This window comes from Saccharopolyspora hirsuta (assembly GCF_008630535.1).
GTDB lineage: Bacteria > Actinomycetota > Actinomycetes > Mycobacteriales > Pseudonocardiaceae > Saccharopolyspora > Saccharopolyspora hirsuta.
Map to the genome: position 1 here is coordinate 124,734 of NZ_VWPH01000003.1, position 26,140 is coordinate 150,873.

32 protein-coding genes and 3 tRNA genes are annotated in these 26,140 nt (G+C 70.7%); 15 read left to right on the forward strand and 20 right to left on the reverse strand.

The genetic code is table 11. The annotated features are described in order from the left end of the window. Positions 1-132 precede the first annotated feature (132 nt). On the forward strand, positions 133-738 hold the full coding sequence (locus tag F1721_RS06705; protein WP_150065690.1) for a class I SAM-dependent methyltransferase: 606 nt from the start codon (positions 133-135) through the stop codon (positions 736-738). 51 nt (positions 739-789) lie between these two features. Then, on the forward strand, positions 790-1,260 hold the full coding sequence (locus tag F1721_RS06710) for a YbaK/EbsC family protein (protein ID WP_150065691.1): 471 nt from the start codon (positions 790-792) through the stop codon (positions 1,258-1,260). 83 nt (positions 1,261-1,343) lie between these two features. On the opposite strand, the gene F1721_RS06715 is transcribed toward F1721_RS06710, so the two are convergent. From F1721_RS06715 to F1721_RS06725, 3 genes are read right to left on the reverse strand one after another with little or no spacing between them, the layout of a single operon-like run. Further along, a complete protein-coding gene (locus F1721_RS06715; protein WP_150065692.1) occupies positions 1,344-2,129 on the reverse strand; it encodes an SDR family NAD(P)-dependent oxidoreductase in 786 nt (261 codons plus the stop codon). A gap of 53 nt (positions 2,130-2,182) precedes the next feature. Then, positions 2,183-2,851, reverse strand: a complete 669-nt coding sequence (locus F1721_RS06720; protein ID WP_150065693.1) for an O-methyltransferase — start codon at positions 2,849-2,851, stop codon at positions 2,183-2,185. Positions 2,852-2,853: 2 nt separating this feature from the next. After that, positions 2,854-3,861 (reverse strand): GlxA family transcriptional regulator, encoded by a 1,008-nt coding sequence (locus F1721_RS06725; RefSeq protein WP_150065694.1) that lies wholly within the window; start codon positions 3,859-3,861, stop codon positions 2,854-2,856. 45 nt (positions 3,862-3,906) lie between these two features. On the opposite strand from F1721_RS06725, the gene F1721_RS06730 reads away from it, so the two are divergent. Continuing rightward, positions 3,907-5,151 carry an MFS transporter gene (locus F1721_RS06730; protein WP_150065695.1) on the forward strand — a complete coding sequence of 415 codons (1,245 nt, stop codon included), beginning with the start codon at positions 3,907-3,909 and terminating at the stop codon, positions 5,149-5,151. A 7-nt stretch (positions 5,152-5,158) separates the two neighbouring features. On the opposite strand, the gene F1721_RS06735 is transcribed toward F1721_RS06730, so the two are convergent. The 3 genes from F1721_RS06735 to F1721_RS06745 all read right to left on the reverse strand — a co-directional run bounded on the left by F1721_RS06735 (position 5,159) and on the right by F1721_RS06745 (position 6,671). Next, the gene (locus F1721_RS06735; protein ID WP_150065696.1) at positions 5,159-5,560 is read right to left on the reverse strand and encodes a hypothetical protein; all 402 of its coding nucleotides are present in this window, start codon (positions 5,558-5,560) and stop codon (positions 5,159-5,161) included. Positions 5,561-5,653: 93 nt separating this feature from the next. Beyond that, a complete protein-coding gene (locus F1721_RS06740) occupies positions 5,654-6,061 on the reverse strand; it encodes a DUF6924 domain-containing protein (protein WP_150065697.1) in 408 nt (135 codons plus the stop codon). A gap of 91 nt (positions 6,062-6,152) precedes the next feature. Next, positions 6,153-6,671 (reverse strand): RICIN domain-containing protein, encoded by a 519-nt coding sequence (locus F1721_RS06745; protein WP_150065698.1) that lies wholly within the window; start codon positions 6,669-6,671, stop codon positions 6,153-6,155. Positions 6,672-6,913: 242 nt separating this feature from the next. Between F1721_RS06745 and F1721_RS06750 the strand changes: the two genes are divergently transcribed. The 3 genes from F1721_RS06750 to F1721_RS06760 are packed head-to-tail and all read left to right on the forward strand — an operon-like array spanning position 6,914 to position 8,311. Next, positions 6,914-7,276: an ArsR/SmtB family transcription factor gene (locus F1721_RS06750; RefSeq protein ID WP_150065699.1), complete on the forward strand. Its 363-nt coding sequence runs from the start codon at positions 6,914-6,916 to the stop codon at positions 7,274-7,276. Then, entirely contained in the window at positions 7,273-7,755 is a 483-nt protein-coding gene (locus F1721_RS06755; protein WP_150065700.1) for an SRPBCC family protein, read from the forward strand. Before F1721_RS06750 ends, F1721_RS06755 begins: the two co-directional genes overlap by 4 nt. Before the next feature lies 1 nt (position 7,756). Continuing rightward, a complete protein-coding gene (locus F1721_RS06760) occupies positions 7,757-8,311 on the forward strand; it encodes a maleylpyruvate isomerase family mycothiol-dependent enzyme (RefSeq protein ID WP_150065701.1) in 555 nt (184 codons plus the stop codon). A gap of 36 nt (positions 8,312-8,347) precedes the next feature. On the opposite strand, the gene F1721_RS06765 is transcribed toward F1721_RS06760, so the two are convergent. After that, on the reverse strand, positions 8,348-8,896 hold the full coding sequence (locus F1721_RS06765; RefSeq protein WP_150065702.1) for a DUF1062 domain-containing protein: 549 nt from the start codon (positions 8,894-8,896) through the stop codon (positions 8,348-8,350). Between the two features lie 310 nt (positions 8,897-9,206). Between F1721_RS06765 and F1721_RS06770 the strand changes: the two genes are divergently transcribed. Further along, positions 9,207-10,577, forward strand: coding sequence for an MFS transporter (locus F1721_RS06770; protein WP_150065703.1), 1,371 nt, complete (start codon positions 9,207-9,209; stop codon positions 10,575-10,577). 142 nt (positions 10,578-10,719) lie between these two features. Here the strand turns inward: F1721_RS06770 and F1721_RS06775 are convergent. The 4 genes from F1721_RS06775 to F1721_RS06790 form a co-directional block, all read right to left on the reverse strand. After that, positions 10,720-10,792 (reverse strand) — tRNA-Arg (locus F1721_RS06775). 41 nt (positions 10,793-10,833) lie between these two features. Then, positions 10,834-10,923: transfer RNA gene (locus F1721_RS06780), tRNA-Ser, on the reverse strand. Positions 10,924-11,003: 80 nt separating this feature from the next. After that, entirely contained in the window at positions 11,004-12,995 is a 1,992-nt protein-coding gene (locus tag F1721_RS06785; RefSeq protein WP_150065704.1) for an acetoacetate--CoA ligase, read from the reverse strand. A 407-nt stretch (positions 12,996-13,402) separates the two neighbouring features. Then, a complete protein-coding gene (locus F1721_RS06790) occupies positions 13,403-14,065 on the reverse strand; it encodes a dienelactone hydrolase family protein (protein ID WP_150065705.1) in 663 nt (220 codons plus the stop codon). Positions 14,066-14,248: 183 nt separating this feature from the next. Here F1721_RS06790 and hisC point away from each other — a divergent pair, with 183 nt between their 5' ends. Further along, positions 14,249-15,307, forward strand: a complete 1,059-nt coding sequence (gene hisC / locus F1721_RS06795) for a histidinol-phosphate transaminase (RefSeq protein ID WP_150065706.1) — start codon at positions 14,249-14,251, stop codon at positions 15,305-15,307. A gap of 129 nt (positions 15,308-15,436) precedes the next feature. Beyond that, the gene (locus F1721_RS06800) at positions 15,437-16,342 is read left to right on the forward strand and encodes a D-alanyl-D-alanine carboxypeptidase family protein (RefSeq protein ID WP_246154375.1); all 906 of its coding nucleotides are present in this window, start codon (positions 15,437-15,439) and stop codon (positions 16,340-16,342) included. A 661-nt stretch (positions 16,343-17,003) separates the two neighbouring features. Here F1721_RS06800 and F1721_RS35505 read toward each other — a convergent pair. From F1721_RS35505 to F1721_RS06825, 5 genes are all read right to left on the reverse strand, one after another. Further along, positions 17,004-17,486 carry a hypothetical protein gene (locus F1721_RS35505; protein WP_150065707.1) on the reverse strand — a complete coding sequence of 161 codons (483 nt, stop codon included), beginning with the start codon at positions 17,484-17,486 and terminating at the stop codon, positions 17,004-17,006. A 47-nt stretch (positions 17,487-17,533) separates the two neighbouring features. Beyond that, positions 17,534-18,322, reverse strand: coding sequence for a L,D-transpeptidase (locus F1721_RS06810; protein WP_150065708.1), 789 nt, complete (start codon positions 18,320-18,322; stop codon positions 17,534-17,536). 325 nt (positions 18,323-18,647) lie between these two features. Continuing rightward, a complete protein-coding gene (locus F1721_RS06815; protein WP_150065709.1) occupies positions 18,648-19,187 on the reverse strand; it encodes a DUF4352 domain-containing protein in 540 nt (179 codons plus the stop codon). Positions 19,188-19,450: 263 nt separating this feature from the next. Further along, positions 19,451-19,723: a hypothetical protein gene (locus tag F1721_RS06820; protein ID WP_150065710.1), complete on the reverse strand. Its 273-nt coding sequence runs from the start codon at positions 19,721-19,723 to the stop codon at positions 19,451-19,453. 18 nt (positions 19,724-19,741) lie between these two features. Next, positions 19,742-19,963 carry an HC3 family zinc finger protein gene (locus F1721_RS06825; RefSeq protein ID WP_211840357.1) on the reverse strand — a complete coding sequence of 74 codons (222 nt, stop codon included), beginning with the start codon at positions 19,961-19,963 and terminating at the stop codon, positions 19,742-19,744. Positions 19,964-20,091: 128 nt separating this feature from the next. On the opposite strand from F1721_RS06825, the gene F1721_RS06830 reads away from it, so the two are divergent. Genes F1721_RS06830 through F1721_RS06845 form a run of 4 tightly spaced genes read left to right on the forward strand, consistent with a single transcriptional unit; the run spans position 20,092 to position 21,547 of the window. Continuing rightward, on the forward strand, positions 20,092-20,940 hold the full coding sequence (locus F1721_RS06830; RefSeq protein ID WP_170301384.1) for a helix-turn-helix domain-containing protein: 849 nt from the start codon (positions 20,092-20,094) through the stop codon (positions 20,938-20,940). Then, positions 20,937-21,128, forward strand: a complete 192-nt coding sequence (locus F1721_RS06835) for a DUF397 domain-containing protein (protein WP_150065713.1) — start codon at positions 20,937-20,939, stop codon at positions 21,126-21,128. Before F1721_RS06830 ends, F1721_RS06835 begins: the two co-directional genes overlap by 4 nt. A 12-nt stretch (positions 21,129-21,140) precedes the next feature. Continuing rightward, complete coding sequence (locus tag F1721_RS06840; RefSeq protein ID WP_150065714.1) at positions 21,141-21,338, forward strand: DUF397 domain-containing protein; 198 nt, start codon at positions 21,141-21,143, stop codon at positions 21,336-21,338. Beyond that, positions 21,335-21,547 carry a DUF397 domain-containing protein gene (locus tag F1721_RS06845; protein ID WP_246154378.1) on the forward strand — a complete coding sequence of 71 codons (213 nt, stop codon included), beginning with the start codon at positions 21,335-21,337 and terminating at the stop codon, positions 21,545-21,547. Before F1721_RS06840 ends, F1721_RS06845 begins: the two co-directional genes overlap by 4 nt. A 120-nt stretch (positions 21,548-21,667) precedes the next feature. Here the strand turns inward: F1721_RS06845 and F1721_RS06850 are convergent, their stop codons facing one another. The 4 genes from F1721_RS06850 to F1721_RS06865 form a co-directional block, all read right to left on the reverse strand. Then, the gene (locus F1721_RS06850; protein WP_246154380.1) at positions 21,668-23,080 is read right to left on the reverse strand and encodes a cytochrome P450; all 1,413 of its coding nucleotides are present in this window, start codon (positions 23,078-23,080) and stop codon (positions 21,668-21,670) included. A 169-nt stretch (positions 23,081-23,249) separates the two neighbouring features. After that, positions 23,250-24,020 carry an ABC transporter permease gene (locus F1721_RS06855; protein ID WP_150065715.1) on the reverse strand — a complete coding sequence of 257 codons (771 nt, stop codon included), beginning with the start codon at positions 24,018-24,020 and terminating at the stop codon, positions 23,250-23,252. Next, entirely contained in the window at positions 24,017-25,000 is a 984-nt protein-coding gene (locus F1721_RS06860) for an ABC transporter ATP-binding protein (RefSeq protein WP_150065716.1), read from the reverse strand. Before F1721_RS06860 ends, F1721_RS06855 begins: the two co-directional genes overlap by 4 nt. Beyond that, entirely contained in the window at positions 24,984-25,457 is a 474-nt protein-coding gene (locus tag F1721_RS06865; protein ID WP_246154382.1) for a MarR family winged helix-turn-helix transcriptional regulator, read from the reverse strand. The genes F1721_RS06860 and F1721_RS06865 overlap by 17 nt, the downstream gene beginning before the upstream one ends. 118 nt (positions 25,458-25,575) lie before the next feature. On the opposite strand from F1721_RS06865, the gene F1721_RS06870 reads away from it, so the two are divergent. Together F1721_RS06870 and F1721_RS06875 are read left to right on the forward strand one after the other, a co-directional pair. Beyond that, positions 25,576-26,004 (forward strand): MarR family winged helix-turn-helix transcriptional regulator, encoded by a 429-nt coding sequence (locus F1721_RS06870; RefSeq protein WP_150066048.1) that lies wholly within the window; start codon positions 25,576-25,578, stop codon positions 26,002-26,004. Between the two features lie 47 nt (positions 26,005-26,051). Then, positions 26,052-26,136 (forward strand) — tRNA-Ser (locus F1721_RS06875). Positions 26,137-26,140 lie beyond the last annotated feature (4 nt).

The following is a 26,140-nucleotide window of genomic DNA, read 5'->3' on the forward strand; positions in this document are numbered from 1 at the left end:
TCCGGGCCGGTGGCGGGCCCGGAAACCGGAACCGCGCGCCCGGCGATTTGCGATTCCCGCAAAGAACTTCGTCGGCTCCTCGCCGCAGCGGGCAGGTTGGGGGCGACGACCGGCACGACCGAGCGAGGACTCATGGACCAGCAGTTCTGGGACGAGCGGTACCGCAGCAGCGACCAGCTCTTCAGCGGCAACCCCAACGGGGTGCTCGTCGCCGAGGCGAGCGACCTGCCGCCGGGGCAGGCGCTCGACGTGGGGTGCGGCGAGGGCGCCGACGCGATCTGGCTGGCCCGGCGCGGCTGGCGGGTCACGGCGGTCGACATCTCGCGGGTCGCCCTGGAGCGCGCCGCCGCGACCGGGGCGGACCTCGGCGACCGCATCTCGTGGCAGCACGGCGACCCGATGACCACACCGCCCCCGGCGGGCGCGTTCGACCTGGTCTCCGTGCAGTACTTCCCGCTGCTGCGCCAGCCCGGGCACACCGCGCTGCGCGGCCTGCTGGCCGCCGTCGCACCGGGCGGCACGCTGCTGCTCGGCGGCCACGACCCCGCCGACGTGCCCTCCGACGCGGAGTTCGACCCGGCCGACTACTACCACCCCGCCGACGTCGCCGCCCTCCTCGACGACGGCTGGACGGTGCTGGTCGACGAAACCCGCGCGCGCACCGCTCCCCCGCCGCCGGGCACCCACCACACCCGCGACACCGTCCTGCGGGCCCGCCGCTCACGAGCCGTCGGGTGACGGGCGGCAATTCGCTTGTCCCGGCGTGCGACCTGGGGGATTCTGCGCGGCATGAGCAATGCCACCGACACCTTCGCCGCCTGCTTGCGCGGGCTGGACGTGCCCGGTCAGGTCGTCGAGTTCAGCACCGAGGTGCCGACCGCCGCCGCGGCCGCCGAACAGCTCGGCTGCGAGGTCGGCGCGATCGCCAACAGCCTGGTCTTCACCGCCGACGACGAACCGCTGCTGATCATCGCCAGCGGCGCGCACCGGGTGGACACCAGGCACGTCGCGCGGCTGCTGGGCACGGGCCGGATCCGGCGCGCCACCCCGGAGTTCGTGCAGGCGGCCACCGGGCAACCGGTCGGCGGCGTCGGGCCGGTGGGGCACCCGCGGCCGATCCGGACGGTGGTGGACCGGATGCTCGCCGATCACCCGGTGGTGTGGGCGGGGGCGGGCACCAAGCACGCGATGTTCCCGACGACCTTCGAGGAGCTGGTGCGGATCACCGGCGGCCTGCCCGCCGAGGTGGAGAAGCCCTGATCGCACGGCCTCCGCTGGTCAAAGCCCGTGAGCACTTCGTGGGGCTATAGCCCCAGAAAGTGCTCACGGGCCTGAGCAGCAGGTCAGACGCCGGGGTCGAAGCGGCCGTCGATCGCCGTCCAGCCGCCCTCCACCAGCTGCAGGCTGCCGGTCACGTAGGACGACGCGTCCGAGGCCAGGTACACGACGGTCCCGGCGATCTCGTCGGCCTTCGCCCAGCGCTGCAGCGCGGTCTTGCGCGCGTACGCGCCGTACCAGGCCTCGTCGGACTTGATCTGCTCGGTCAGCGGCGTCTCGAACGGGCCGGGCGCGACGGCGTTGACCCGCACGCCCTTCGGCCCAAGCTCGGCCGCCAGCGCGCGGGACAGCTGCACCACCCCGGCCTTCGTCGCCGCGTAGATGCCCTGACCCGGTTCGACCACCTCCGCGCGGAAGCTGGCGAAGGTGATGATGCTGCCGCGCCCGCGCTCGCCCATCCGCGCGCCGAACTCGCGCAGCAGCCGGTAGGTGCCCTTCAGGTTGACGTCGACGACCCGGTCGAACTCGTCGTCGACGGTGTCCACCAGCCGCTTGCGGACGTTGATGCCGGGCGTCACGACCAGCACCTCCGCGTCGGACTCGGCCTCGGCGAGCTCGCCGATCCCCGCGCCGTCGCGCACGTCCAGCTCGCGCCAGCTCGCCTCGTGGCCCAGCTGCCGGATCGCCTCGGCGGTCTCCGCCGCGCCACCGGTGTCCAGGTCCGCGATGACCACCCGCGCGCCGAACTCGGCGAGGCCGAGCGCGCTGGCGCGCCCCAGGCCGCTGCCGCCGCCGACGACCACGGCCTTGCGCCCGTCGAGTTGGAAGAGGTTGCCAGGCCGATCCGACATGCACTGCCTCCCGATCGTCCACAAGGGACGTACGTCCCGCTCCGAGAGGCGAATCATTCCCCCTCGGACAGCACCAGGGCAAGGGTGAACCCGTCGTGCCCCTTCGCCCCGACGGTCTGGATCGCGGTCGCCGCCGCGCGCGGTTCGGCGGCCAGCAGCTCGTGGAACCGGCGCACGCCCACCAGTTCCGGGTCCTGGTCGGTCTCGTCGAGCACCGCACCGCGGCGCACCACGTTGTCCACGACCACCAGCCCGCCCGGCCTGGTGAGCTCCAGCGCCCACCGGAAGTACTCGGGGAGGTTGGGCCGGTCGGCGTCGACGAAGGTCAGGTCGAAGGTCTCCCCGACCAGCTCCGGCAGGGTGTCCAGCGCCGCCCCGACGCGCACCTCCACGACGTCGTCGAGCCCGGCGCGGGACAGGTTGGCGCGGGCGATCTCCGCGCGCGCCGGGTCGTGCTCGAGGGTGACCAGCCGACCGCCCGGCGGCAGCGCCCGACCGAGCCAGATCGTGCTGTACCCGGCCAGCGTGCCGACTTCGAGGATGCGGCGGGCCTGCACCGTCCGGGCCAGGACCTGCAGGAACTTGCCCTGCAGCGGGGAAACCGCGACGTGCGGGAGCCCGGCCTCGTCGGCAGCGCGCCGCGCGGCGATCAGCACCGGGTCCTCCGGCGCGTGCCGCTCACCCAGGTAGTCGTCGACCGCTGCCCACTGCTCTCGTCCCATGCTCAGCTCACCGCCAGGACATCGCTGCCGCGGAAAGTGCTGCGATAAGCACTGGGCGACACCCCGAGCGCGACCTGCAGGTGCTGGCGCAGCGAAGCCGCGGTGCCGAACCCGGCTTCGGCGGCGATCCGCTCCACCGGCAGGTCGGTCTCCTCCAGCAGCTGGCGAGCGCGCTCGATGCGCTGCTGGGTGAGCCACTGCAGCGGCGAGATCCCGACCTCGTCGCGGAACCGCCGGGTGAAGGTCCGCACGCTCATCGACTCCTGAGCGGCCAGCTCGCGCAGCGACAGCGGCCGGTCCAGGTGCTCCAGCGCCCAGGTGCGGGCCCGCCGGGTGGACGAGACCTGCGGTTCCGGCACCGGCCGCCGGATGTACTGGGCCTGGCCGCCGTCGCGGTGCGGCGGCACGACGGTCATCCGCGCGACCTCGTTGGCGACCGCCGCCCCGTGGTCGGACCGGATCATGTGCAGGCACAGGTCGATCCCGGAGGCCTCCCCGGCGGAGGTGAGCACGTCGCCGTCGTCGGTGTAGAGCACGTCGGGGTCCAGCTGCACCTCCGGGAAGAACGCGCGGAAGCGGTCGGCGGAGATCCAGTGCGTCGTCGCCCGCCGCCCGTCCAGCATGCCCGCGGCGGCCAGCACGAAGGCCCCGGTGCAGATCGAGGCGATGCGCGTGCCCGGCCGGATCCGGGCCAGCGCGGCGGCCAGCTCCGGGCCGAGCCGCCCCTCGGTCTCGGTCTCGTCGTACTCGTGGGTGGCCAGCACGATCACGGTGTCGGCGGTGGCCAGCGCCTCCGGTCCGTGCGCGACGTGGATCGGGAAGTCCGCGTCGGTGCGCACCTCCCCGGGCTCGAGGGCGCAGGTGATGACCTCGTACAGCGGCTCCCCGGCGGGCGTGCACGCACGACCGAACAGCTGGTGCACCAATCCCAGCTCCATCGGCATGACGCCGTGCCGGACCAGTGCGACGATGCGACTCGACATGGCCCGATTCTTGCACATGTTGGCCATCAGGCCACTCGTTCTCGGGTGCCGAGAAGCGCAGGGTCGGTGGTCATGAGGATCGAAGTGCACCGCGCCTGGTGGGTCGCCGCCGTCACCGCTCTGGTCGTCGTCGCCGCGGGGGCCTGCGCCACCGCGGCGGGCCTGCTGGTCACCCCGCTGCACCGCGAGTTCGGCTGGTCGCGCGCCACCATCGGGGTCGCGGTGTCGGTGAACATGGTGCTGTACGGGCTGACCGCGCCGTTCTCCGCCGCGCTGGTGGACCGCTTCGGCATCCGGCGGGTGGCGGTGGGCGCGCTGCTGCTGATCGCCGCCGGGGCCGGGGCGACCACCGCCGTGTCCGCGTCCTGGCAGCTGGTCGCGGGCTGGGGCGTGCTGGTCGGGATCGGGTGCGGCGCGCTGGCGATGACGTTCGCGGCGACCGTGACGCACCGCTGGTTCGCGGCCCGGCGCGGCCTGGTGACCGGGTTCCTGACCGCCGCGAGCGTCTTCGGCCAGTTCGCGTTCCTGCCGGTGATGTCCTGGGTGATCGACCACTTCGCGTGGCGCTCGGCGACCGTCGGCCTCGCCCTGCTCGCGCTGGCCGCGGCACCGCTGACCTGGTCGGTGTTCCGCGACCACCCCGCCGACCTCGGCCTGCGCCCGTACGGCGCGACGGCCTTCGAGCCGAAGCCGCACCCCGAACCCGGCGCGGCCCGGCGCGCGCTCCGGCTGCTGCTCGACTCGGCGCGGACCGGCCCGTTCTGGCTGCTGGCGGGCACTTTCGCGATCTGCGGCGCCTCCACCAACGGGATCATGTGGACCCACTTCGCCTCGGCCGCGCACGACCACGGCATGCCGACGACCATCGCCGCTTCGGTGCTGGCGATCATCGGCGTGGTCAACGTGGTCGGCACCATCGCGTCCGGCTGGCTCACCGACCGCTTCAGCCCCCGCCTGCTGCTGGCCGCCTACTACGGCCTGCGCGGGGTGTCCCTGCTGTTCCTGCCGTCGCTGCTGGCGCCGGCGGTGCAGCCCGGCATGGTCGCCTTCGCGGTCCTGTTCGGCCTGCTCGACGTCGCGACGGTCCCGCCGACGATCGCCCTGTGCCGCGAGGTCTTCGGCGCGGGCGGCGCGATCGTCTTCGGCTGGGTGAGCACGGCCCACCAGGTGGGCGCCGGTCTGGTCGCGCTCGGCGGCGGCGTGGCGCGCGACGTCATGGGCTCCTACGACGCGGTGTGGATCAGCGCGGCGGTCCTGTGCGCGATGGGCGCCCTGCTGGCCACCGCCATCAAGAAACCCGCGCTCCAGCCGGTGTGATGCCGCCTCACCCCATCGACTGCACGACGGCGGCGGCGACGGCCTGCGCGCCGTCGCGGACGCTCTGCCACGCCTCCGAGGTCTCCTCCGGCCACTCCAGCAGCTGGTGCTTCTCCAGCAGCGCAGCCAGTTTCGGCGACAGCTCCGGCTGGAGCGGCATCCCCTCGCGCAGCGCCGCGACGATGCGCTTCAGGTCGTCGGGCGCCGCGCTGCGGCCGTCCAGCGCGGCGCGGGCCAGGTCGAGCGCGGCCATGTCGGCGATCAGCCAGCCCTTGGGCGGAGCGGTGCCGACCTCGGCGTCGACGTGGGCTTCGATGAGGTCGGCGAGCAGCCCGCAGGACTCCGCGGGCAGCGCCGCACCCGTGCGCAGCGCGCGGATCGCGCGGTCCATGTCGTCGCCACTGGCCATCGAGAACCTCCCCGTCGCGGTCAACCGACAGGCATTCTGCCCCCGCCGCCCGCAGCCCCTCGGAACCGGTCCGGCGGAAGTTCCCAGCAGCCTTCAGAAGCCCCGGAAGACACCGCCGTCGTCCGCCGAGCGCGTGAAGTCCGCCCAGTCCATGTTCCCCGTGCTGATGTTGTTCTCCACGCTCCACAGCGCAGCGGGCACCACTCGGAACGGCTGCTCGTCGACGTGGCTGCGACGCAGCACCCGGACGGCCAGGACCGGACGTTCGGCGTCGGTGAGGGTCCGCTCGTCCGCGAGGAAGGAAACCGCCGTCCCGCCCTCCTGCCGCGCCACCAGCTCTGCGGCGCTCAAACCCTCGAACGCCAGGTCGTCCACCGGAACGATGTTCGCCACGAACCCCTCGGCGCTGGGCGTCCGGACCTCCAGCAGGAGGGAGTCCCACGCGCGGGCATCGCCGAACCACGTGCGGACGAGAGCAGGAGCCTTCGGGAGCGCGGTCATTCGCGCACTCTAGAACGGGGTGGTTCTGGGCCACGCACGCGAGAGCGCCCGGCCGGGGTTCCGACCGGGCGCTCTCCGACAGCTCTCGGGGTCAGCCGACCCGGGTCAGCTGCCAGTCCTGGCCGATGCCCTGTCGGGCGTGCTGGACGTCGACCCGCGGCGGGAAGATCAGCACCGGCGAGACGTCGAGGCGGAACTCGCCCTCCGGGCTGTAGCTGGCGATGCGCACCCGGTCGAACTGCGACGAGGGCGCGAGGTCCCAGGTGTAGGGCGTGGCCGAGGCGACGGCGAACCGGTGCTGCCGCGGCTCGCTCTCGACGCCGAGGTAGAGGCCGGACTTCACGTTCCGGATGGTGTAGCCCCTGCCGTTCGGCGTGATCCGCCAGTCCTGGCTGCCCTCGCCGCGGGGCAGCAGCAGCGCGGGCGCCCCGGGCTCCGCAGCGCCCTCGGTCAGCACCTCGCCGAACGAGCTCGCGCCGAACCCGATCTGGTAGACGCCGGACGGGACGGCCGCGCGGGACTCCGCCGCCGTCGCCGCCGGTGCGATCCCGGCCAGCGCCGCGATGGACAGCAGCGCGAAGGCCCACGCCAGAGCACGTCGAAGAATCATCGTTCGAGGTCCTTTCCCGGGAAGTGCCGATGCCGGCGACCGCCCGGCCCCACCCGGACGATCACGCCCTCTCCATCGGCCACCAGACCCCCGGCCCGATGTCCTCGCCAGGAGGATTTCCCGCCCCCGACGGGTGATCCGTGATCCGCGTCCACCCGCGAGACCCTTTCTCAACCATCTGGTTGACAACGGCTCGGAACCCGGTCTAGCTTGGTATTCAACCGACTAGTTGAGGAATAGCGGTGAACGAGAGCACGGAGCGGCTCAACCGGGCGTTCGCGGCCTTGGCCGACCCGACCCGGCGCGAGCTGGTGGCCCGGCTGGCCGGGGCGGACGCGACCGTCGGCGAGCTGGCCGAGCCCTACGACATGAGCCTCCAGGCGATCTCCAAGCACGTGAAGGTGCTCGAGGACGCCGGTCTGGTGACCCGCAGCAAGGACGCGCAGCGTCGGCCGGTGCACCTGGACGCGGAGGTGTTCGACCTGATGTCGAAGTGGATCGAGCGGTACCGGCGGGAAGCCGAGGAGCGCTACCAGCGCCTCGACGCCCTGCTGGACCGGATGGACGAGGACCGGGAACCGGACCGGAGGAAGGACGCATCATGAGCGAGCACGAGACCCGGATCGAGGCCGACGAGAAGGTCCCGACGATCGAGATCGTCCGGGAGTTCGACGCGGCCCCCGAGCGGGTGTTCCGCGCCCACGTCGACCCCGAGCTCTACGCGCAGTGGGTCGGCCCGCGGTCGCTGTCCACGCGGATCACGCGGTGGGACGCCCGCACCGGCGGCGAGTGGGCCTTCGCCAACGACCGCGACGGCGAGGAGATCGCCACGTTCTACGGCAGCTTCCACGAGGTGCGGCCGAACGAGCGGATCGTGTGGACCTTCACCTACGAGGGCCACCCCGACGTGGTCGCGCTGGAGACGCTGACCTTCGAGGCGCTCGAAGGCGGCCGCACCCGGCTGCGGACGCTGAGCGTGGTGGGGGACTTCGAGACCCGCGACGGCATCATGGCCAGCGGCATGGACACCGGGGTCAACGAGGGCTACGACAAGCTCGACGAACTGCTCGCGAAAGACTCCTGAGATGACGTCCCGCGCCCAGCAGCACGCGCACGACGCCGCCCGGTTCACCGAACTGGTGGACGCGGCCGACGACTGGTCGCGGCCCAGCCCGGTCACCGGGTGGACGGCACTCGACATCGTGAAACACCTGGTCGAGTGGTCCCGCGGCTTCCTGAGGGGCGCCGGGATCGAGCTCCCCGCCCTGGACGTGGCGGCTGATCCGGTCGCCGCCTGGAAGCAGCACGTCACCGACGTCCAGGCGATCCTCGACGACCCCGCCGGGCGGGTGCTCAGCAACCCGCACACCGGCGACAAACCGGTGGACGAGGCGATCGACCAGTTCTACACGGCCGACGTCTGGATGCACACCTGGGATCTCGCCAAGGCGCTCGGCCGCGAGCCCGACCTGGGCGAGGAGCGCTGCCGCGCCGCGCTGGCGGCGATGAAGCCGATGGAGCAGGTGCTGCGCGACAGCGGGCAGTTCGGCCCGGCCGTGCCGGTCTCCGACGACGCCTCCGCGCAGGACGCGCTGATGGCCTTCATCGGGCGCGATCCGTCCTGGTCCGCGGACGACTGAGGGCCTGTCCGGCGCACGCCGGACAGGCCCCACCGCTCATGGTTTGAGCAGGAAGGTGAAGCCGCCGGAGAGCTTGCCGCTCAACCGGACCGCCGAGACGAGACTCCCCTCGTCGATCAGCCGCTCGACCTCGGCTCGCGAGAAGCCGAAACCGTCCGCGATCAGCCGCACCGGCCGGACGGGGATCCGCGCCGCGAAGCGGACCGCGACGTCGATCGCCTCGTCCGCCGGCCGCTCCGATCCGCCGGTCTCCAGCCGCCAGGCACCCTTCCAGTCCAGGGCGACGCGGTTGCGCCGCTGCACGACCGGATCCTGAAGCAGCTCGGCCGCCAGGTCGGGATCGTTGTCGTGCAGCCGGTCCAGGAGCTCGGGTCGCACGGAGCGCACGTGCGCCCGCTCCAGGACCGTGAGCTTCGCGGTGTCCCCGCACCCCTCGCACAGCACGAGGAGCCAGGCGTCGAGGAGCTTGTGGTTGGCGTTGACGCGAAATTTGCCGTTGGCCCGGAACCGCTCGGATTCGCACGCGTGGCAGCGACGACGAACGAGCGGCAGGCAGGTGGGCACGACCATCCAGTTGATGAGCACAGAAGTACACCTGTTCCAGTGAGAAATCCGCAGCAAGAAGAAGCGCGGCGCAGATGCGCGACGCGCGACGAATCAGCGCTCGGGAGGTCTCACTTGATGTACAACGGCCACGCCCTCAGCTAGACAACTCGGCCCGGCAGCAGAGTAGTGACGCACAGCCGTGCAGATCCACTGATTTTCCGCACCCCTCCGCCCAGCACCCTTGACTGATACCCCTATGGGGTATATAACCCTCCCGGGAGCGATACCCCCTATGGGTATATGAACCGCAGTGCTCGACGGTGACTGCGGTGCGCGGGAGGAGACGGGCATGGGGCTGTTCGCGATTCGCGACTACCGGCGGCTGTTCAGCGCTCAGGTCATCGCGCTGTTCGGCACCGGCCTGGCCACCGTCGCGCTGGGCCTGCTCGCGTACGAGCTCGCCGGACCGCGCGCCGGAGCGGTGCTGGCGACCGCGCTGACGATCAAGATGGTGGCGTACGTGGTCGTCGCCCCGCTCGCGGCCGCGTACGTCGACCGCCTGCCCAGGCGCTGGTTCCTCACAATCCTCGACGTGGTCCGCGCCCTGGTGGTGATCGCGCTGCCGTTCGTCACCGAGGTGTGGCAGATCTACGTGCTGATCGGGGTCCTGCAGACCGCGTCGGCGGCGTTCACCCCGACGTTCCAGGCGGTCATCCCCGACATCGTGACCGGGGAGGCCGACTACACCCGCGCCCTGTCCGCGTCACAGGTCGCCTCGACCATGGAGAGCCTGCTGAGCCCGGTGCTGGCGGCGGTGGCGCTCACCTTCATGTCGTTCAACCTGCTGTTCCTCGGCACGTCCGCCGGGTTCGCGGTGTCCGCGCTGCTGGTCCTGTCCACCCGCATCCCCGATGCGCGCCCCAGCGCCCGCGCGAACGCCTGGGACCGGGCGGTGTCGGGCATCCGCACCTTCGCGACCACGTCGAGCCTGCGCGGTGTCATGGCGCTGAACCTGGTGGTCGCGGCCGTCGGCTCCATCGTGGTCGTCAACACCGTGAACTACGTCCGCGACGTCCTCGGCGGCACCCAGTCCGACGTGGCCTGGACGCTCGCCGCCTCCGGCACGGGAACGCTGCTGGTGGCGCTCGTCCTGCCGCGAGTCCTGGACCGGGTGGCGGACCGCTCCGCGATGCTCACCGGCGCCGCGGTGCTGCTGCTCGCGATCGGCGCGGCGGTCGCGATGTCCGCGACGGGCCTCGCGGCGGCGCTGCCTACCGGGGTGATCTGGGTGGCGGTCGGCGGCGGCATGGCGCTGATCATCACGCCGACCGGCCGGGTGCTCCGCCGAGCGGTCGCCCCCGCCGGAATCCCGGAGGTCTTCGCCGCCCAGTTCTCCCTCTCCCACCTGGCCTGGCTGATCACCTACCCGATCGCAGGCTGGGTAGCCACCCAAGCGGACTTCACGACCACCTGGCTCGTCCTCGCAACCCTGGCCGTGATCGGAGCAACCACAGCCCTGACGGTCTGGCCGAGCGACGAGAAGGCCGAGGCCCGCAAGACCGCCGACCGCACCGCGAAGCCCGGAGCCGCAGCGGCCCACAAGACCGAGAACCGCGACCTCGTCACGGTGACGGCCGCCAGGCCCGAAACCCAAGAAGACGCGGAAGCGGCAGAAGGCACCCTCGCAACAAGCCAGTGCTCCTGCGTCCGCACGGTCTGAGGCAGCCCGATGAACAAAGCGGGCCTCCCGCCGCGAGCGAGAGGCCCGCTTCCCCATGTGAGGAGCAGCACGTTTCCGACCACAACCCAAAAAAGCAGGAAACCCCCTGCGTGAGGGGGTTTCCAGCTGTCTCGACCAGACGCGCGCCCGTAGGGATTCGAACCCCAAACCTTCTGATCCGTAGTCAGATGCTCTATCCGTTGAGCTACGGGCGCTTGTTCAATTGTGGGCCCCCACCTTACGGCGGGAACCGCTGCGGAGGCTCCGGGATTTGAACCCGGGAGGGGGCGTAACCCCCAACCGCATTAGCAGTGCGGCGCCATAGACCAGACTAGGCGAAGCCTCCCGGCGTCCTTCGCGGCCACCGGAGAAAAGACTACACGCCCCGTTCAACCCCTTTGCAAGGGGGGTCCACTTGAGCCGCGATCAGCCCCTCAGGTGCTCGCTGAGCTGCACGAACGGGTCCAGGGCCGCCGGGTTCTGCAGGGCGTCGCGGCTGACCGCGCGGTCCGGCGGGGTGCCCGCGAGGATCTTCTTCACCGGCACCTCCAGCTTCTTGCCGTTCAGGGTGCGCGGCACCTCGTCCACGACGATGAAGCGGTTCGGCACGTGGCGGGGTGAGAGCTCGCTGCGCAGCGCGGCCTCGAGCGCGGGCTGGACGTCGGCCAGCGATGCGTCCTCGGCGAGGACCAGGAAGCACAGGAGCTCGCCGTCGGTCTCCCCGGCGCCGGAGGTGTCGATCACCAGCGAGTCGACGATCTGCTCGAAGCCCTCCACCACCCGGTAGAACTCCGCGGTGCCCATCCGGACGCCGCCGCGGTTGAGCGTCGAGTCGCTGCGGCCGTAGATCACCACCGAGCCGCGGCCGGTCAGCCGCACCCAGTCGCCGTGCCGCCAGACGCCGGGGAACGCGTCGAAGTAGGCCTCGCGCAGCCGCGAGCCGTCCGGGTCGTTCCAGAAGAGCACCGGCATGGTCGGCATCGGCTTGGTCAGCACCAGCTCGCCGACCTCCTCGTGCAGCTCCGCGCCGCGCTCGTCGTAGGAGGCCACCGCGGCGCCGAGCATCGGGCAGGAGATCTCGCCCAGCCACACCGGGACGTCCGGGGACGAGCCCACGAACGCGGTGCACACGTCGGTGCCGCCGGAGACGCTGGCGATCTGCACGTCCGCGTCGATCGCGTCGGCCACCCAGCGGAAGCCGTCGGTGCTCAGCGGCGCGCCGGTGGAGCCGACCGCGCGCAGCGCCGAGAGGTCGAAGTCGTCCTTCGGGCGCAGGCCGTGCTTGAGGCAGCTCTGGATGAACGGGGCCGAGGTGCCGAAGAAGCTGACCCGGCTCCGGGCCGCCAGCTCCCACAGCACCGACAGCGACGGGTAGCCGGGGCTGCCGTCGAACAGCACCACCGCGGTGCCGTTCAGCAGGCCGCCGACCAGGAAGTTCCACATCATCCAGCCGGTCGTGGTGAACCAGAAGAACCGGTCGCCGGGACCGAGGTCGCAGTGCAGCCCGATGGCCTTCAGGTGCTCCAGGACCATGCCGCCGTGGCCGTGCACGATGCCCTTGGGCAGGCCGGTGGTGCCCGAGGAGTACAGCACCCACAGCGGGTGGTCGAACGGCACCGCGTCGAACTCCAGCGGTGCGCCGCGGTGCTGCGCGAGCAGGTCGTCCCAGCTGAGCGCGCCCTCCAGCGACCCGCCGCCGACGTAGTCGACCAGCACCGTCGCGGTCAGGCCCGGCATCGCCCCGCGCAGCCGGTCCACCGTGGGACGGACGTCGAAGGAGCGGCCGCCGTAGTGGTAGCCGTCGACCGCGATCAGCACCTTCGGCTCGATCTGCACGAACCGGTCCGCCACCGCCCGCGCGCCGAAGTCCGGCGAGCACGACGACCAGGTGGCGCCGAGGCTGGCCGCGGCGAGGAACGCCACCAGCGTCTCGGGGCAGTTCGGCGCCAGCGCGGCGACCCGGTCGCCGGTCCGCACGCCCAGGTCCACCAGCGCCGCGCGGGCCGCCGCCACGCGGGCCCGCAGCTCGCCGTAGGTGATCTCCTCGGTGCGGCCGTCCTCGCGGGCGAAGATCACCGCGAGGTCCTCGTCTCCCTTGCCCGCGCCCTCGCGCAGGGCGTGCTCCGCGTAGTTCAGCGTCGCGCCGGGGAACCACTCCGCGCCCGGCATCACCTCGGCGGTCAGCACCCGGTCTGCGGGGTGGTGGAAGCGGACGTCGAAGAAGTCCGCGATCGCGGCCCAGAAGCCGCGCAGGTCGGACACCGACCACTCCCACAGCGCCCGGTAGTCGGGCAGGTCGAGATCGCGCTCGGCGCGCAGCCAGTCGCGGAACGCGGCCATCCGGCTGGCGGCCACGCGCTCGTCGCTCGGCTGCCACAGCACTTCGGGGTTCGAGGCGGGTTCGGTGCGCGAGGTCATGCGCTCTTTCTAAAACACCGCACCCCCACCCAGCCACCCCTGTGAGCTGCTCGTTTCCGGGGCGCGCTCCCATCGCCCGTCCGGAGATCGCGCGATTTCAATGGAAATCAGAGGTCCGATTTCCATTGAAATTGTTCATCCTGCCCGTGGACCGCAGCCGCGAAGGGCGACCGGCACCGATCGCAAGGTGTCGCATGCGCCGCAGGCGCATAACCCACCCTCGCAACCGGCACCGCCGCGGGTTCTCAGCGTTCGCCTGGCGAGGACGGCCCTGACGCCGCGTATGGACATGCACAAGTCAGGGCACCCACAGCCAGGCGGGCACTGAGGTTCCGCCACCGGCACCGCCACGCAGAACGAGGGTGGAAAAACCTCACTGAAATCGCGGGCGGTCGTCCGCAGGTGGGTCAGCGGAGGTGGTGGTCGAGCCAGTTGCGGGCGCGGCGCCAGGCCTCGGCCGCCGCATCCGGGTCGCGGTCGAAGCGGTGGCCCGCGCCCGGGTAGCGGACCACGTCGGTCACCGCCGACGCCGTGTCCGCGACCTCCCGGAGCTTGTCCACCTCGCCCGCGTCCACGCCCTCGTCGTCGCCGTACAGGCCGAGCCACGGGCAGGAGAGCTCGCCCGCGATCTCCACCAGCGGCGGCAGCTCGGCCGACAGCGGGTCGAGGATGCCCCGCCCGCCGACGCTGACCGCCGCGCCGAGGGTGCGGCTCGCGGCCACCACCAGCGCCGCGGTGCCGCCGATGTCGAAGCCGATCACGCCCTGCCGGTCGGTGGGCACGCCCTGGTCGGACAGCCACAGGAAGGACGCATCGGTGTCGGCCAGGATCGATTCGCCGGACAGCCGCCGGACCTGGCCGGGGTCGTCGCCGCGGTACAGGTGCGGGGCGACGGTGAGCCAGCCCTCCTCCGCCAGGGCGCTGCTCAGCTTGCGCACCCGGTCGGTGACCCCGCGGGCCTCGTGCAGGAAGACGAGCCCGCCGCGCACCACGTTGTCCGGTTCGGCAACGGTGAGCCGCAGCTCGGTGCCGTCGGTGAGCGCGAGCGTCTCGGTCCGGGTTTCGGTCATGCCGTGCAGGTAATCACGCCCAGGTGAACACCAGTCAACAACGTCATCCGGTCGGACCAGCGAGTACGTCACAAGATCACCGGAACGCGGCAACGGGTGGCACTGACCGGAGTCGGACACGGGGCTGCTGCGCGCGGTCCCGGCGAGTTAACGTCAGCGTGACCGACCTCGAAGGAGTCGTAGATGAGCGTGCGCACCCGTGCCGACCTCGATCAGCTGCCCGCTTACGTGGCGGGCCGGACCGTGCCCGGTTCGATCAAGCTGGCCAGCAACGAGGTTTCCGAGGGCCCGCTGCCCAGCGCGGTGGCGGCCATCAACCAGGCGGCCACCGAGGTGCACCGGTACCCGGACATGGGCGTCGGCCGGTTGACCGAGGCGCTGGCCGCGCACTACCGGGTCGAGCCGGAGCGGATCGCCGTCGGCTGCGGTTCGGTCGCGCTGTGCGAGCAGCTGGTGCAGGCCACCTGCACCGCCGCGGACGAGGTGATCTTCCCGTGGCGGTCGTTCGAGGCGTACCCGATCATCACGCAGGTCGTCGGCGCCAAGCAGGTGCGGGTGCCGCTGACCGGCGAGCACGCGCTGGACCTGGAGGCGATGCTCGCCGCGATCACCCCGGCCACCCGGCTGATGTTCGTGTGCACCCCGAACAACCCGACCGGCACGCTGCTGCGCAAGGCGGAGCTCGACGCGTTCCTGGACCGGGTGCCGGAGGACGTGCTGGTGGTCCTGGACGAGGCGTACTTCGAGTTCGTCAGCGACCCGGACGCCCCGGACGGCGTGGAGATCGCCCGCGAGCGCAGCAACGTGGCCTCGATGCGCACCTTCTCCAAGGCCTACGGCCTGGCGGGTCTGCGCGTGGGCTATGCGATCGCGCCGCCGGAGGTCGCCGCGGCGCTGCGCAAGGTGATCATCCCGTTCAGCGTCAACGCCCTCGCGCAGGTCGCCGCGATCGCGTCCCTGGAGGCGCAGGACGAGCTCCGCAAGCGCTGCGCCAACGTGGTCGCGGAGCGCGAGCGGGTGCACCGCGAGCTGCTGGCCCTGGGCTACGAGGTCCCGGAGACCCAGGCGAACTTCGTCTGGCTGCCGCTGGGTGACCGCACCGCGGACTTCAACGAGCACTGCCTGCAGAACCGCGTCGTGGTCCGGGCGTTCGTGGGCGAGGGGGCGCGCGTGACGATCGGCCAGCCGGAGGAGAACGACGCGTTCCTGGCCGCCGCGCGGTCGTTCACCCGAGTGGCGTAGTGACTTTTCCCGGGTTCGGCGCATCCGGTTCCCCGGATGCGCCGAACTTGCCCCGTGCATGATCATCATCCGCTGTCGCGCGCGTAGGGTCGGCCCCGCGGGCGAAGCAAGACATCCATGGGGCTACAAGTGAATTTCACGAAGAAGGCCGTTGCCGGTCTGGCGACGGCGACCGCCGCGGTTCTGCTCGCGGCATCTCCCGTCCACGCGGAGCCGAGCGACGTGACCACCGGGTACGTCGTGGTCGACGCGGATTCCGGGGAGACGAAGGCCAAGGACAACGAGCACCACAAGTTCCGGTCGGCTTCGCTGGTGAAGCTGCTCATCGCGATCGACTACCTCGAGAAGCTCGACGGCGCGGAGATCCCGGCCGAGGACCGCGCGCTGCTGGAGCCGATGCTGCGGTCCAGCAACGACGACGCGGCCAGCGTGTTCTGGGTCCGCGGCGGCCAGCAGGAGATCATCGAGCGGATGGTGTCGAAGATCGGCCTGACCGACACCGCTCCCCCGCCTGCCGAACAGCCGGGCGTGTGGGGCTACACCGCGGTCAGCGCGGCCGACGTCGCCAAGGTCTACCAGTACATCTTGGACGATGCCGAGCCCGAGGTCCGCGAGTTCATGCTGACCAACCTGCACGCCCACACCAAGTGCGCGGGCGACGGTTTCGACCAGTCCTTCGGGATCCCCAGCGCGGTCGACGAACCGGGCGCGGTGAAGCAGGGCTGGTCCGGCTTCGGCGAGGGTCCGGAGCCCGGCGAGGAGTGCGAGGACTCCAGCAACCCGGCGCTGACCGCGAGCGTCCTGGCCTCCCCGGAGGTCCAGGAGGCCCGCCGCATCGCCCCGGCCGAAGCCCCCGGGACCCGGGCGGCCGGTGACATCGACCTGAAGCGCCGAGCGATGCACACCTCGGGAACGGTCGGCGACGACGACAAGATCATCGTCCTCCTCACCCTCCAACCGGAGGACACCTCCTGGGAGCAGGCGTCCAAGACCACAACAACCCTCACCAAACTCCTGGACCGCACCACCGACTGAAAAACCAGGCAAGCGCAACAACTTCGCCGCTCACCGGACACCAAGCCCGGCGAGCGGCGAAGCCGTTTTCGGCCGCATCCGGCGGGTGGACAGAGACCAACGTTCCGACCGCCAAGCCACGAACCTCGCAAACCGGCCAACGCCTGACCCGGCAGCCGAAGGCCAGCAAAAGCAGCGAGACGACGTCGCAGATCAGCCACCGTCAGGCAAGCGGCGAAGCCGCTTCCAGCGGTAAACAGCAACCGCGACGAACGACCGGCACCGACCTCAAGGTCGCCGCATGCGCCGCAGGCGCATAACCCACCCTCGCAGCTTGCACCGCCGCGGGTTCTCAGCGTTCGCCTGGCGAGGACGGCCCTGACGCCGTGTATTGGACATACATAAGTCAGGGCACCCACAGCCAGGCGGGCGCTGAGGTTCCGCCACCGGCACCGCTTCTCAGAAGGACCACTGGAATCCACGGACACAAAAACGGTGGTGCCCAGCGAAGAGAGGGGGAGTACTTCGCCGGGCACCACCGCAGGGGGTGTGGTCGTCCGAGCCGGGACGGCCACGTGGAGCGCGTAGCGATCTACGCAGCTCCGGAATGTAGTTGTGATCTCGGACCCCCGCCAGCCTGAACGGTGTGTTGTACCCGTTCAGGTGGCGGGTGTGCCCGTTGTCAGCCGGTGACCGCGTGGTGACCGAGCACCGGCGCCGGGGACGGCGCGGTGGGCAGGTCGGAGTTCGACGGCGGCGTCGTGCTCTGGACCGGCGGCGGGGTCTCGCCCTGCACCGGCGGGACCACACCGTCGCCCGGGGGCATCGGGGTGTCGTCGACCGGCGGGGTCTCGCCCTGCACCGGCGGCGGGGTCTCGCCCTGCACCGGCGGCTCCCAGTCGTCCTGCGCCGGGGGCTTCCCCTCGGGGTGGTCCGCGATCGGCGCGTTGACGCACTGGTTGCCCTGCGGCGACAGGATCGACACGACCGCACCGATCACCGCGATGTTGTTGCCGCACAGCTGGATCGGCGCAACGCTCAGGTTGTTGTCGTTGCCCGCGTTGATGCCGTCGTTGTCGGCGCTGTCGGCGAACGCCGGAATGCCTCCGGCGAGCAGTCCTGCGCCTGCGACGAATGCGCCGGCGAGGCAAGCACTTCTACGCATAGGCCCTCCCAATTCGTTGTCGTTCGGGGTGTTTCCATCCGCGGTGATCACCGCAGGTGGACCAGGGTGCCCAGCGGCAGCGTGGTGAGCAGCTGGAGCGCGTCGTCGGGCACCCGGACGCATCCGTCGCTGCTGGCCTGGCCGAACACCGACGGTTCGGGCCAGCCGTGCAGCGCAACGGTGCCGGGTCCGCCGCCATAGGTGCTGAAGGTGTTGGAGTGGGTGCCCAGCGGCAGGATGATCGGGCTGAACTTGGTCACCGTCTCCTCGATCGCGGCCATGATGTAGGTCCGGCCGCGCGGGGTCGGCGAGCTGGTCGCGCCAACTCCGACCACCCATTCACCGATGGGCGCGCCGTCCTTGCGCACCACGAGGCGGCGAGCGTCGATGTCGACGTCGACCACGTAGGGCGTTCGGGCGCGTTCGACCGGGCCGTCGGTGCGGACCCAGCCGGTGCTGCCGTTCGGGCGGGACGGGAGCAGCACCTGCGCCCACGGCCCGCGTTCGGCGATGATCGGCACCCAGGTCGGGTTCTCCAGCTGCTTCGCGGGCAGCTTGGCGAACACCGCGCCGTCGGGTGCGTGGTGCACGGCGATGTCCTGCTTGACGCGCAGGACCACGCCACCGGTCTCCCCGTTCGGCGCCGGGTCCTTCGGCGCGGTGGGGAACTCGGTGAAGGTGCTGGCCGGTGCCTGCATGCCGAGGTCGGCCCGGGCCATCAGCTGGGCGGGCTGGGCGGCCGGGGCGCTGCCGCAGCCCGTGAGCGCGACGCACAGCGCGCCCAGTGCAGCACCCAGCTGGATCCTGCGCCTGGCAGCGGCGGTCCGTGTACTCATGATCGGCTCCTGGCCCGTCGGAGGTACCGGTTCCCGGCGTCGGCCGGGAAAGCACCTGTGCGGTTGGCGGTTTGACCTGCGAGATCAAATGCTGGACGGACGCTAACCCGGAGGCGCAAGCTGTTGACGTGGGCCGATCGTCGCGCGATCCGGCGAATCCACCGTCTGAACAGGACAAACAGGCCAGCTTGATCGATTGAATTAAATCGTTACTAAGAAGCGATCACTCAATAGTGTTGCTTTTTTAGCTCTTCCGAGCGACAAATGGCCGGATCGCTCAAGCCCCAAAAGGGCTCGAACAACCCGGCCGAGGGGTGCCGGAGCGTCACTTCCAGCTGGCGAGCACGCCCATCGACTTGTCGTTCACGTCGGTCGGCTCGTACTCGACGGTGAAACCGGTCGCGTCCGCCGGGACGTCGTAGACGATCTTGCCCGACACCTGCTGCCCCCGGGACAGCAGGTGCAGGAACATGTTGTCCAGCGACACGGTGGTCGGCTGGTACCGGTTGCCCTGCGCGTCGATCAGCGTGAACTCGTCCTCGCTGATGTTCTCGACGGCACCCGCCACCAGTTCCGCCTGGGCGTCGACGGCGACGTACTTGCCGACCTCCGGCTGGAAGAGCGAATCCGCGGGGGTGTAGTCCGCGGGGGCCGCGACGGACACCTTCAAGCGGGCGCCCATCTCCTTCTCGACCTCGGCGAACTCGCCGAAGGCCACCGGACCGCTGGTGGTCTCCTCGGACGCCTGACCGGTCTCCGAGCTGCCGGAGTCCGGCTTGGTCGGCATCTCGATCGGCACGGCGGCACCGCAGCCCGCCAGCCCGATCAACAACGCCGCGGCCAGGGGTGCAATCAGCCTGTTCAACGTTCCTCGCACAAGGGGTGTTCGAATGGGTTCAGGAACAGGACTTTTGCACGCCAGAACGACGAATTTCACCGGAATGGACTAATGTTCTGAAGGATATTCGCACTGCACTCGGGATGAGCGCGGCTCATTCCCGGCTGGCGCAGGCCAGCTCGGCGAAGCGGGGTGGCCGGTCGGCGCGCGGGGAGGGACGACGCGCCGACCGGCCGTCCGGCTCGACGCCGCAGGTCGGGGGCATCGGCGACGAGCCGGGATTCGGGTGGTCAGAGGCGGCGGAGCCCGTCCAGCACGCGCTGCTGCAGCTCCAGCGGCGGCCCGGCATCGTCCGATGTGGACTCGACCGGTTCGCGGAGCCGATGTCGGCCGACGCGTTCTCGTTCCCGCCGCTCGGCTTCCACGTGCGCGACGAGCTGCCACACGGTCAGCGCGCCCTCGCCGCCCCCGGCATGCTGAGCGCGGCGCGGCCGCCAGGTGATGACGAGGTAGCAGGCGAGGATCGCCGCGACGTATCCGATCTGCGGCACGAGTTCCACCATGTCGAGTCCTCCCGGAGTTCAGCGAGCGTCGTCGGCCATCCGCCGCGCGGCGGCGTTGCAGTCGGTGCAGGTGCCCCAGAGCCAGGCGACCTCGGAGTTGTCGGCGACGAGCTCGGCCCCGCACAACGTCCGAACCCCGGTCCCGCTCGGATACGCCAAAGCCCCATCAGGCCGCGCATCGGTACTCGCATGCCGCGCCCCACCAGCAGGAACCCAATGAAACGGATACACGGTCACCACCCCAGGTCAACGGTTGATCGGGTCTCAGTCCCGAAGCTGACATGGGAAATATCGGGAGCAATCCCTCCCTTTTAAATCCTTCGATTCGGTGTCGTTCCGCCACGATCGGGTCGCGCTACGCTCCAGCTATGCCGACCATCCCGACGCGGCGGAAGAAGCGGCTCGGCCAACATCTCGCGCGTCTTCGCGTGGAAGCCGACAAGACGCTCGCCGAGGCAAGTGCACTGCTGCGCGTCGGTGATTCGACGGTCAGCCGCTACGAGACCGGCCACAACAGGCCTGGCTGGGCGACGTTGCAGGCATTGCTCGCGTTGTACAGCGCGAGCGAGGACGAACGCGCCGAAGCCGCCGCGCTGTGGGAGGACGCTGGCGAACGAGCTGCTCGGATCGTCACCCCGAACGGTTCGCCCAAGGCCTTCCGCGCCTTCCTCCGCGCTGAGGCGGAGGCCGACTCCGTACGCATCCTCGGCCCGCTCGTCATCCCGGGCCTGCTACAGACGCAGGGGTACGCCCGCGCGCTCAACTCGAGCGGCAGGCAGTTCCACGCAGCCAGCCCTGAGCGCTACGTGAACGCTCGCATCAACCGCCAAGCACGGCTGACCGGGCCAGCTCCGCTCCAGCTGCACGCCTTGATCGACGAGTCGGTCATGCATCGGCTCGTCGGCGGGCCTGAGGTCATGGCCGAGCAGTTGACCCACCTGCTCGCCAGCAGCGAGCGCGACAACGTGACGATCCAGATCGTCCCGTTCAGCCTCGGCTCGTACGGCACCATGACCGGCGGCTTCACGGTGGTCGACTACAGCACTCCGGAGGATCCGCCCGCCGTCTATCTGGAGTACATCGCTGGCGGTTCTTGGGTGGAGAATGCAGACGATGTGCAGCAGTTCCTCGACATGTTCGACGAGATCTCCTCGTCGGCGCTGTCACCTGCCGAATCGTCGGAACTGATCCGCTTGAGGTCGAAGGAGTTGGAATGAGCGGCTTGAACTGGCGCAAGAGCACCCACAGCGGCAGCGGGGCCAGCGAATGCGTGGAGCTGGCCATCACCGAGGCGACCACCTACATCCGCGACACGAAGGACCGCGACGGCGGCACGTTACGCGTGGGCCAGCCGTCGTGGGTCTCGTTCCTGGCCACCGTCAAGGCGGGGCGCCTGGACCGCTGACAAGGAGTCCTCATGCACCAACATCTGAAGGGCTGGCGGAAGTCCAGTCACAGCACTCAGCAAAGCGCGTGCGTGGAAGTCGCCATCAACGGCAGTTCCGCTGGTATCCGAGATTCCAAGCTCGGCGAGCAAAGCCCTGTGCTGCTGTTGTCCGCCCCTTCCTGGGCCGCCTTCCTGACCAAGGTCAAGGACGGCCACCTGGACCGATGAACAGGCAGGCGGTGATGGCAAACGGCCTGAACTGGCGCAAGAGCAGCCGTAGCGGCAGCGGTGCCAGCAACTGCGTCGAACTCGCCATCGGCGAGTCGGTGACCTGCATCCGCGACACGAAGGACCGCGACGGCGGCACGTTACGCGTGGGCCAGCCGTCGTGGGCCTCGTTCCTGGCCACCGTCAAGGCGGGGCGCCTGGATCGCTGAGTCCGGTCCTGGCGGGGGTGGCGATTTCGCGCGAAATCGGCGTTGGGCCAGGCACGCGGGTGCCGTTTTCGCGCGAAATCGGCGCGCATCCCAGCGCAGCAGGTCGGTCCGGCCGGGCCGTCAGGTGCGGCGGGTGAGGTGGATCGGGAGGCCGTCGGTGGGCATGGGGCCCGTGCCGTAGCGCATCGGGGGTTCGTAGTCCGGGGCTGCCGTCCAGCGGTGGCGGAGGAGGAGTTGGTGGAGGATCGCCTTCACCTCCATCGTGCCGAAGTGCATGCCGATGCACTTGTGCGCTCCGCCGCCGAACGGGGCCCACGCGTAACGGTGGACCTTGTCCTCGCGGCGGTGGTCGGCGAAGCGCTCCGGGTCGAACTCGTCCGGGTTCGGCCACCACTGCGCCATCCGCTGGGTCGCGTAGACCTGGGCGACCACCTTGGTGCCCGCCGGGACGTGGTGGCCGAGGATCTCGGTGTCCTTGACGGTCTCGCGGAACAGCCCGCCCACCGGGGCGTTGAGGCGCATGGACTCCTTCACCACCATGTCCAGCAGGGGTAATCGGTCCAGGTCGGCGTGCTCGACGGCCGGTTTGCCCAGGGCCAGGGCCTCCTCGCGGACGCGGTCCTGCCACTCCGGGTGCTTGCCGAGGTAGTGGGCCGTCATGGCGAGCGTGATCGTGCTGGTGTCGTGCACCGCCATCAGCACGAAGATCATGTGGTTGACGATGTCGTCGTCCGAGTAGCGGTCGCCGTCCTCGGTCTCGGCCCGGCACAGCACGCTGAACAGGTCCTGGCCGTCGCCCGCCCGCTTCGCCGGGATCCGCTCCCGGAAGTAGCGCTCCAGGAACCGGCGCCCGCGCAGGCCCCGCGCCCAGGTGCCGCCGGGCACGTCGGCGCGCACGATCGCGTGGCCGCCGTGCACCGCGTCCACGAACGCGCGGCTGAGCCGGTCCGCGTCCGCGCCGGGCTCCTCCCCGACGAAGACCTCGGTGGCCAGGTCGAGGGTGAGCCGCTTCGCCGCGGTGTACACCGGGAACCGCTCGCCGGGCCGCCACTTGGCGAGCTCGCGCTCGATGGCCGGGGTCATCGCGTCGAGGTAGCCGACCAGGCGCTCCCGGCTGAAGGCCTGCTGCATGATCCGCCGGTGGTGCAGGTGCTCGTCGAAGTCCAGCAGCAGGATGCCGCGGCGGAAGAACGGGCCGATCAGGTAGTCGTAGAAGCCTTCGTTGCCGAAGGCCTTGTCGCGGTTGGTGGCCACCGCCTCGATCGCGTCCGGACCCATCACGGTCACCGCCCGGGTGCCGAGCGTCACGCCCCACGACACCGGACCGAACTCCTCGTACCGGCGGCGGGAGGACCCGAGGAGATCGGTCAGCACGCTGACCGTGTGCCCGATGACCGGCAGCCCGCTGTTGCCGAGCACCGGCCGCAAACCGGAGCCCGGTGGTGGTTCGGCCAGCGGGCGGACCGCGGAAGCCATCCGCTCGGCCCGGTGGATCGTGGACTGCAGCTGTCTGACGAGCGTCCGAGTCGTCACCGGCGACCTCCCTGCGGAGCGGGGCACACCCCCTTCCACGGAAGCACGTCGCCGGTGCGCGAATCATCCGCCGTCAGCACGAACCTGATCCGCCGAACGCCTGGTCAAGGACCGTGAGCGCTTTCTGGCGCTATGGCACCACAAAGTGCTCACGGGACGATCTCGGCCATCAGTCGAGGGCGCGCCGGAGGAAGAACTTGATGCCCAGGGCGCCGAAGACCGCGCAGGAGGCCAGCAGCGCCAGCACGCAGATCCACGGCGCCATGTGCGGGACGTCCGGGAGGAGGGCGCCGCGCATGCCCTCGCTGACGTAGGTCAGCGGGTTGATCGCGCAGAGGACCTGGAACCAGCGCAGGTGCTCCAGCTGGGCCCACGGGAACTGGGTGGCGCCGGTGAACATCAGCGGGGCCAGGATCACCGCGAACATGATGTTGATCCGGCGCGGCGGGACCGCCGCGCCCACCGTCAGGCCGACCGCAGCCCCGGCGAAGGAGCCCAGCAGCATGCAGAGCAGCGCGAAGGCCAGGCCGCTGTAGTTCCAGTTGATCTCGCCCAGCATCACCATGCCGATCGGCACCATCAGCACCGCCGCGAGCAGGCCGCGCAACGCGCCGAAGAGCATCTTCTCCACCGCCACCCAGCTGATCGGCAGCGGCGCCAGCAGGCGGTCCTCGATCTCCCGCGAGTACGAGAAGTCCAGCACCAGCGGGAAGGAGGTGTTCTGCAGCGACACCAGGAACGCGTTCAGCGCGATCATGCCGGGCAGCAGGATCTGCGCGTAGCCGGGCTGGGCGTAGCCGAGCTCGCTGAGCACCTTGCCGAAGATGAACAGCAGCGCCACCGGCTGGACCAGCACCTGCGCCAGGAAGCTCGGCAGCTCCCGGCCCGTCACGAACACGTCGCGGCCCAGCACCGCGGTGAAGGCGCGCACCGGACTCATCGCAGCTCCCTCCCGGTCAGGTCGATGAAGACGTCCTCGAGCGTGGCCGAGCCCAGCGCCAGGTCGCTGACCGAAACCCGTTGCTCGTGCAGGGTTTGCGCGACCGGGCCGAGCAGCGCGGACGGCTCGCCGACGACGTAGAGCCGCAACCGCAGCTCCGCCTCGCCGTCCGCCGCGGTGCCACCGCCGATCCGCTCCACCCGCTGCACGCCGTCCACATCGGACAGGAGCGTCGAGATGCGGTCCGGGTCGTGGCCGTTGGGCCGCAGCGTCGCGTCCACCGTGCCGCTGCCCGGCAGCGACTTGATCAGCGCCTCCGGGGTGTCCAGGGTCAGCAGCTTGCCGTGGTCCACCACGCCGACGCGGTCGGACAGCTTCTCCGCCTCGTCCATGTCGTGCGTGGTGAGCACGACGGTCACGCCCTCGGCGCGCAGGTCGTTGATCCGGTCGTGCACGAACAGCCGGGCCTGCGGGTCCAGGCCGGTGGACGGCTCGTCCAGGAACAGCACCTCGGGCTTGTGGATCAGGGCGCGGGCGATCATCAGCCGCTGCGCCTGCCCGCCGGACAGGTCGTCGACGCGCGCCTTCGCCTTGTCCGCCAACCCCATCCGGTCCAGCAGCTCGTCGGCGAGGCGGCGCCGCTCGGACCGCGGCACCCCGTGGTAGGCGGCGTGCCAGATCAGGTTCTGCCGGGAGTTGAGCGAGCGGTCCAGGTTCACCCGCTGCGGCACCACGGCCACCTTGCTGCGCGCGGCCACCGGGTCGGCGGCCACGTCCACCCCGGCGACGCGGGCGGTGCCGCTGGTCAGCAGGACCCTGGTGGTCAGGATCCCGACCGTGGTGGTCTTGCCCGCGCCGTTCGGCCCGAGCAGCCCGAAGATCTCCCCCGCGCCCACCTGGAAGCTGAGCCCGTCGACCGCGTTGCCCCGCGCCTTCGGGTACCGCTTGACCAGGTCGGTCACTTCAACCGCAATGGTCACATCCGCCTTCTTCCTCGCCCAGTCCGCTGAGGACCGCAAGCAGGTACTGCCGGACGATCGCCGCCTCCGCCGCCGGGACGTCCGGTTCGATCCGCTGGAACTCCGCGCGCACCCCCTGCCACGCCGAGTGCAGCTCCGCGCGTCCCCTCGGGGTGATGCGCAGCCTGACCACCCGCCGGTCCACGGGATCCCGACGGCGGGTGACCAGCCCGCCGTCCGCCAGGGCGTCGACGACGGGGGTCAACGTCGCCGGGCGCACCCAGCAGCGGCGGGCCACTTCACGATGGGTCTGGTCGTTCTGCTGGTCGAGCACGTTGAGCACGAGCAGGGCGGTCCGGCTCAGCTCGGTACTGCGCGCCACGGCCCGCTCCCAGTGCTGGGACAACCGCCGACCGGTCAAACCCACCAGCCGGGTCAGCGGCATCAGCTGCGGGTCCTGCTCCGCGAAGCCGGGCACGCCCCGATGGTATCCGCGCCGAATGGTCAGGCGGCAAATGATTTTTCGGACCGTCGGTGCTGGCAGGTAGCCTGATCAAGTGACAGAGCAGGGCACTCGATGGCTGAACGACCGCGAAATGGCGGCCTGGCGCTCCTACATCGTGGGCAGCGCGCTGCTGACGCATCGCCTGAACAGGGACTTGCAGCTCACCCACGACCTGTCGATCGCGGACTACGAGATCCTGGTCCGGCTGTCCGAACGCCCCCACCAGCGGATGCGCATGAGCGAGCTGGCCCACGACGTGGCGCACTCCAAGAGCCGCACGTCGCACCAGGTCCGCCGCCTCGAAGCGGCCGGTCTGGTCCGCCGCGACGAGTGCCCGGACGACGGCCGCGGCGTCTTCGCGATCCTGACCGACAAGGGCGCGGCGAAGCTCCGCGAAGCGGCCCCCAGCCACGTGGCGAGCGTCCGCGAGAACCTGATCGACATCCTGGACGAGCGCGAGCAGGAGACCCTGGGCCAGATCTTCGACCGCCTGACGACCCACCTGGGCGGGATCAAGTAGCGGCCCGCCTGCACGCCGACCCGCCCCGATTGGCTACGCTGCGGCCTGGAAGCGTGGCAGAGCGGCCGAATGCACTCGCCTTGAAAGCGAGCGTCGCGAGAGCGACCGGGGGTTCGAATCCCCCCGCTTCCGCTCC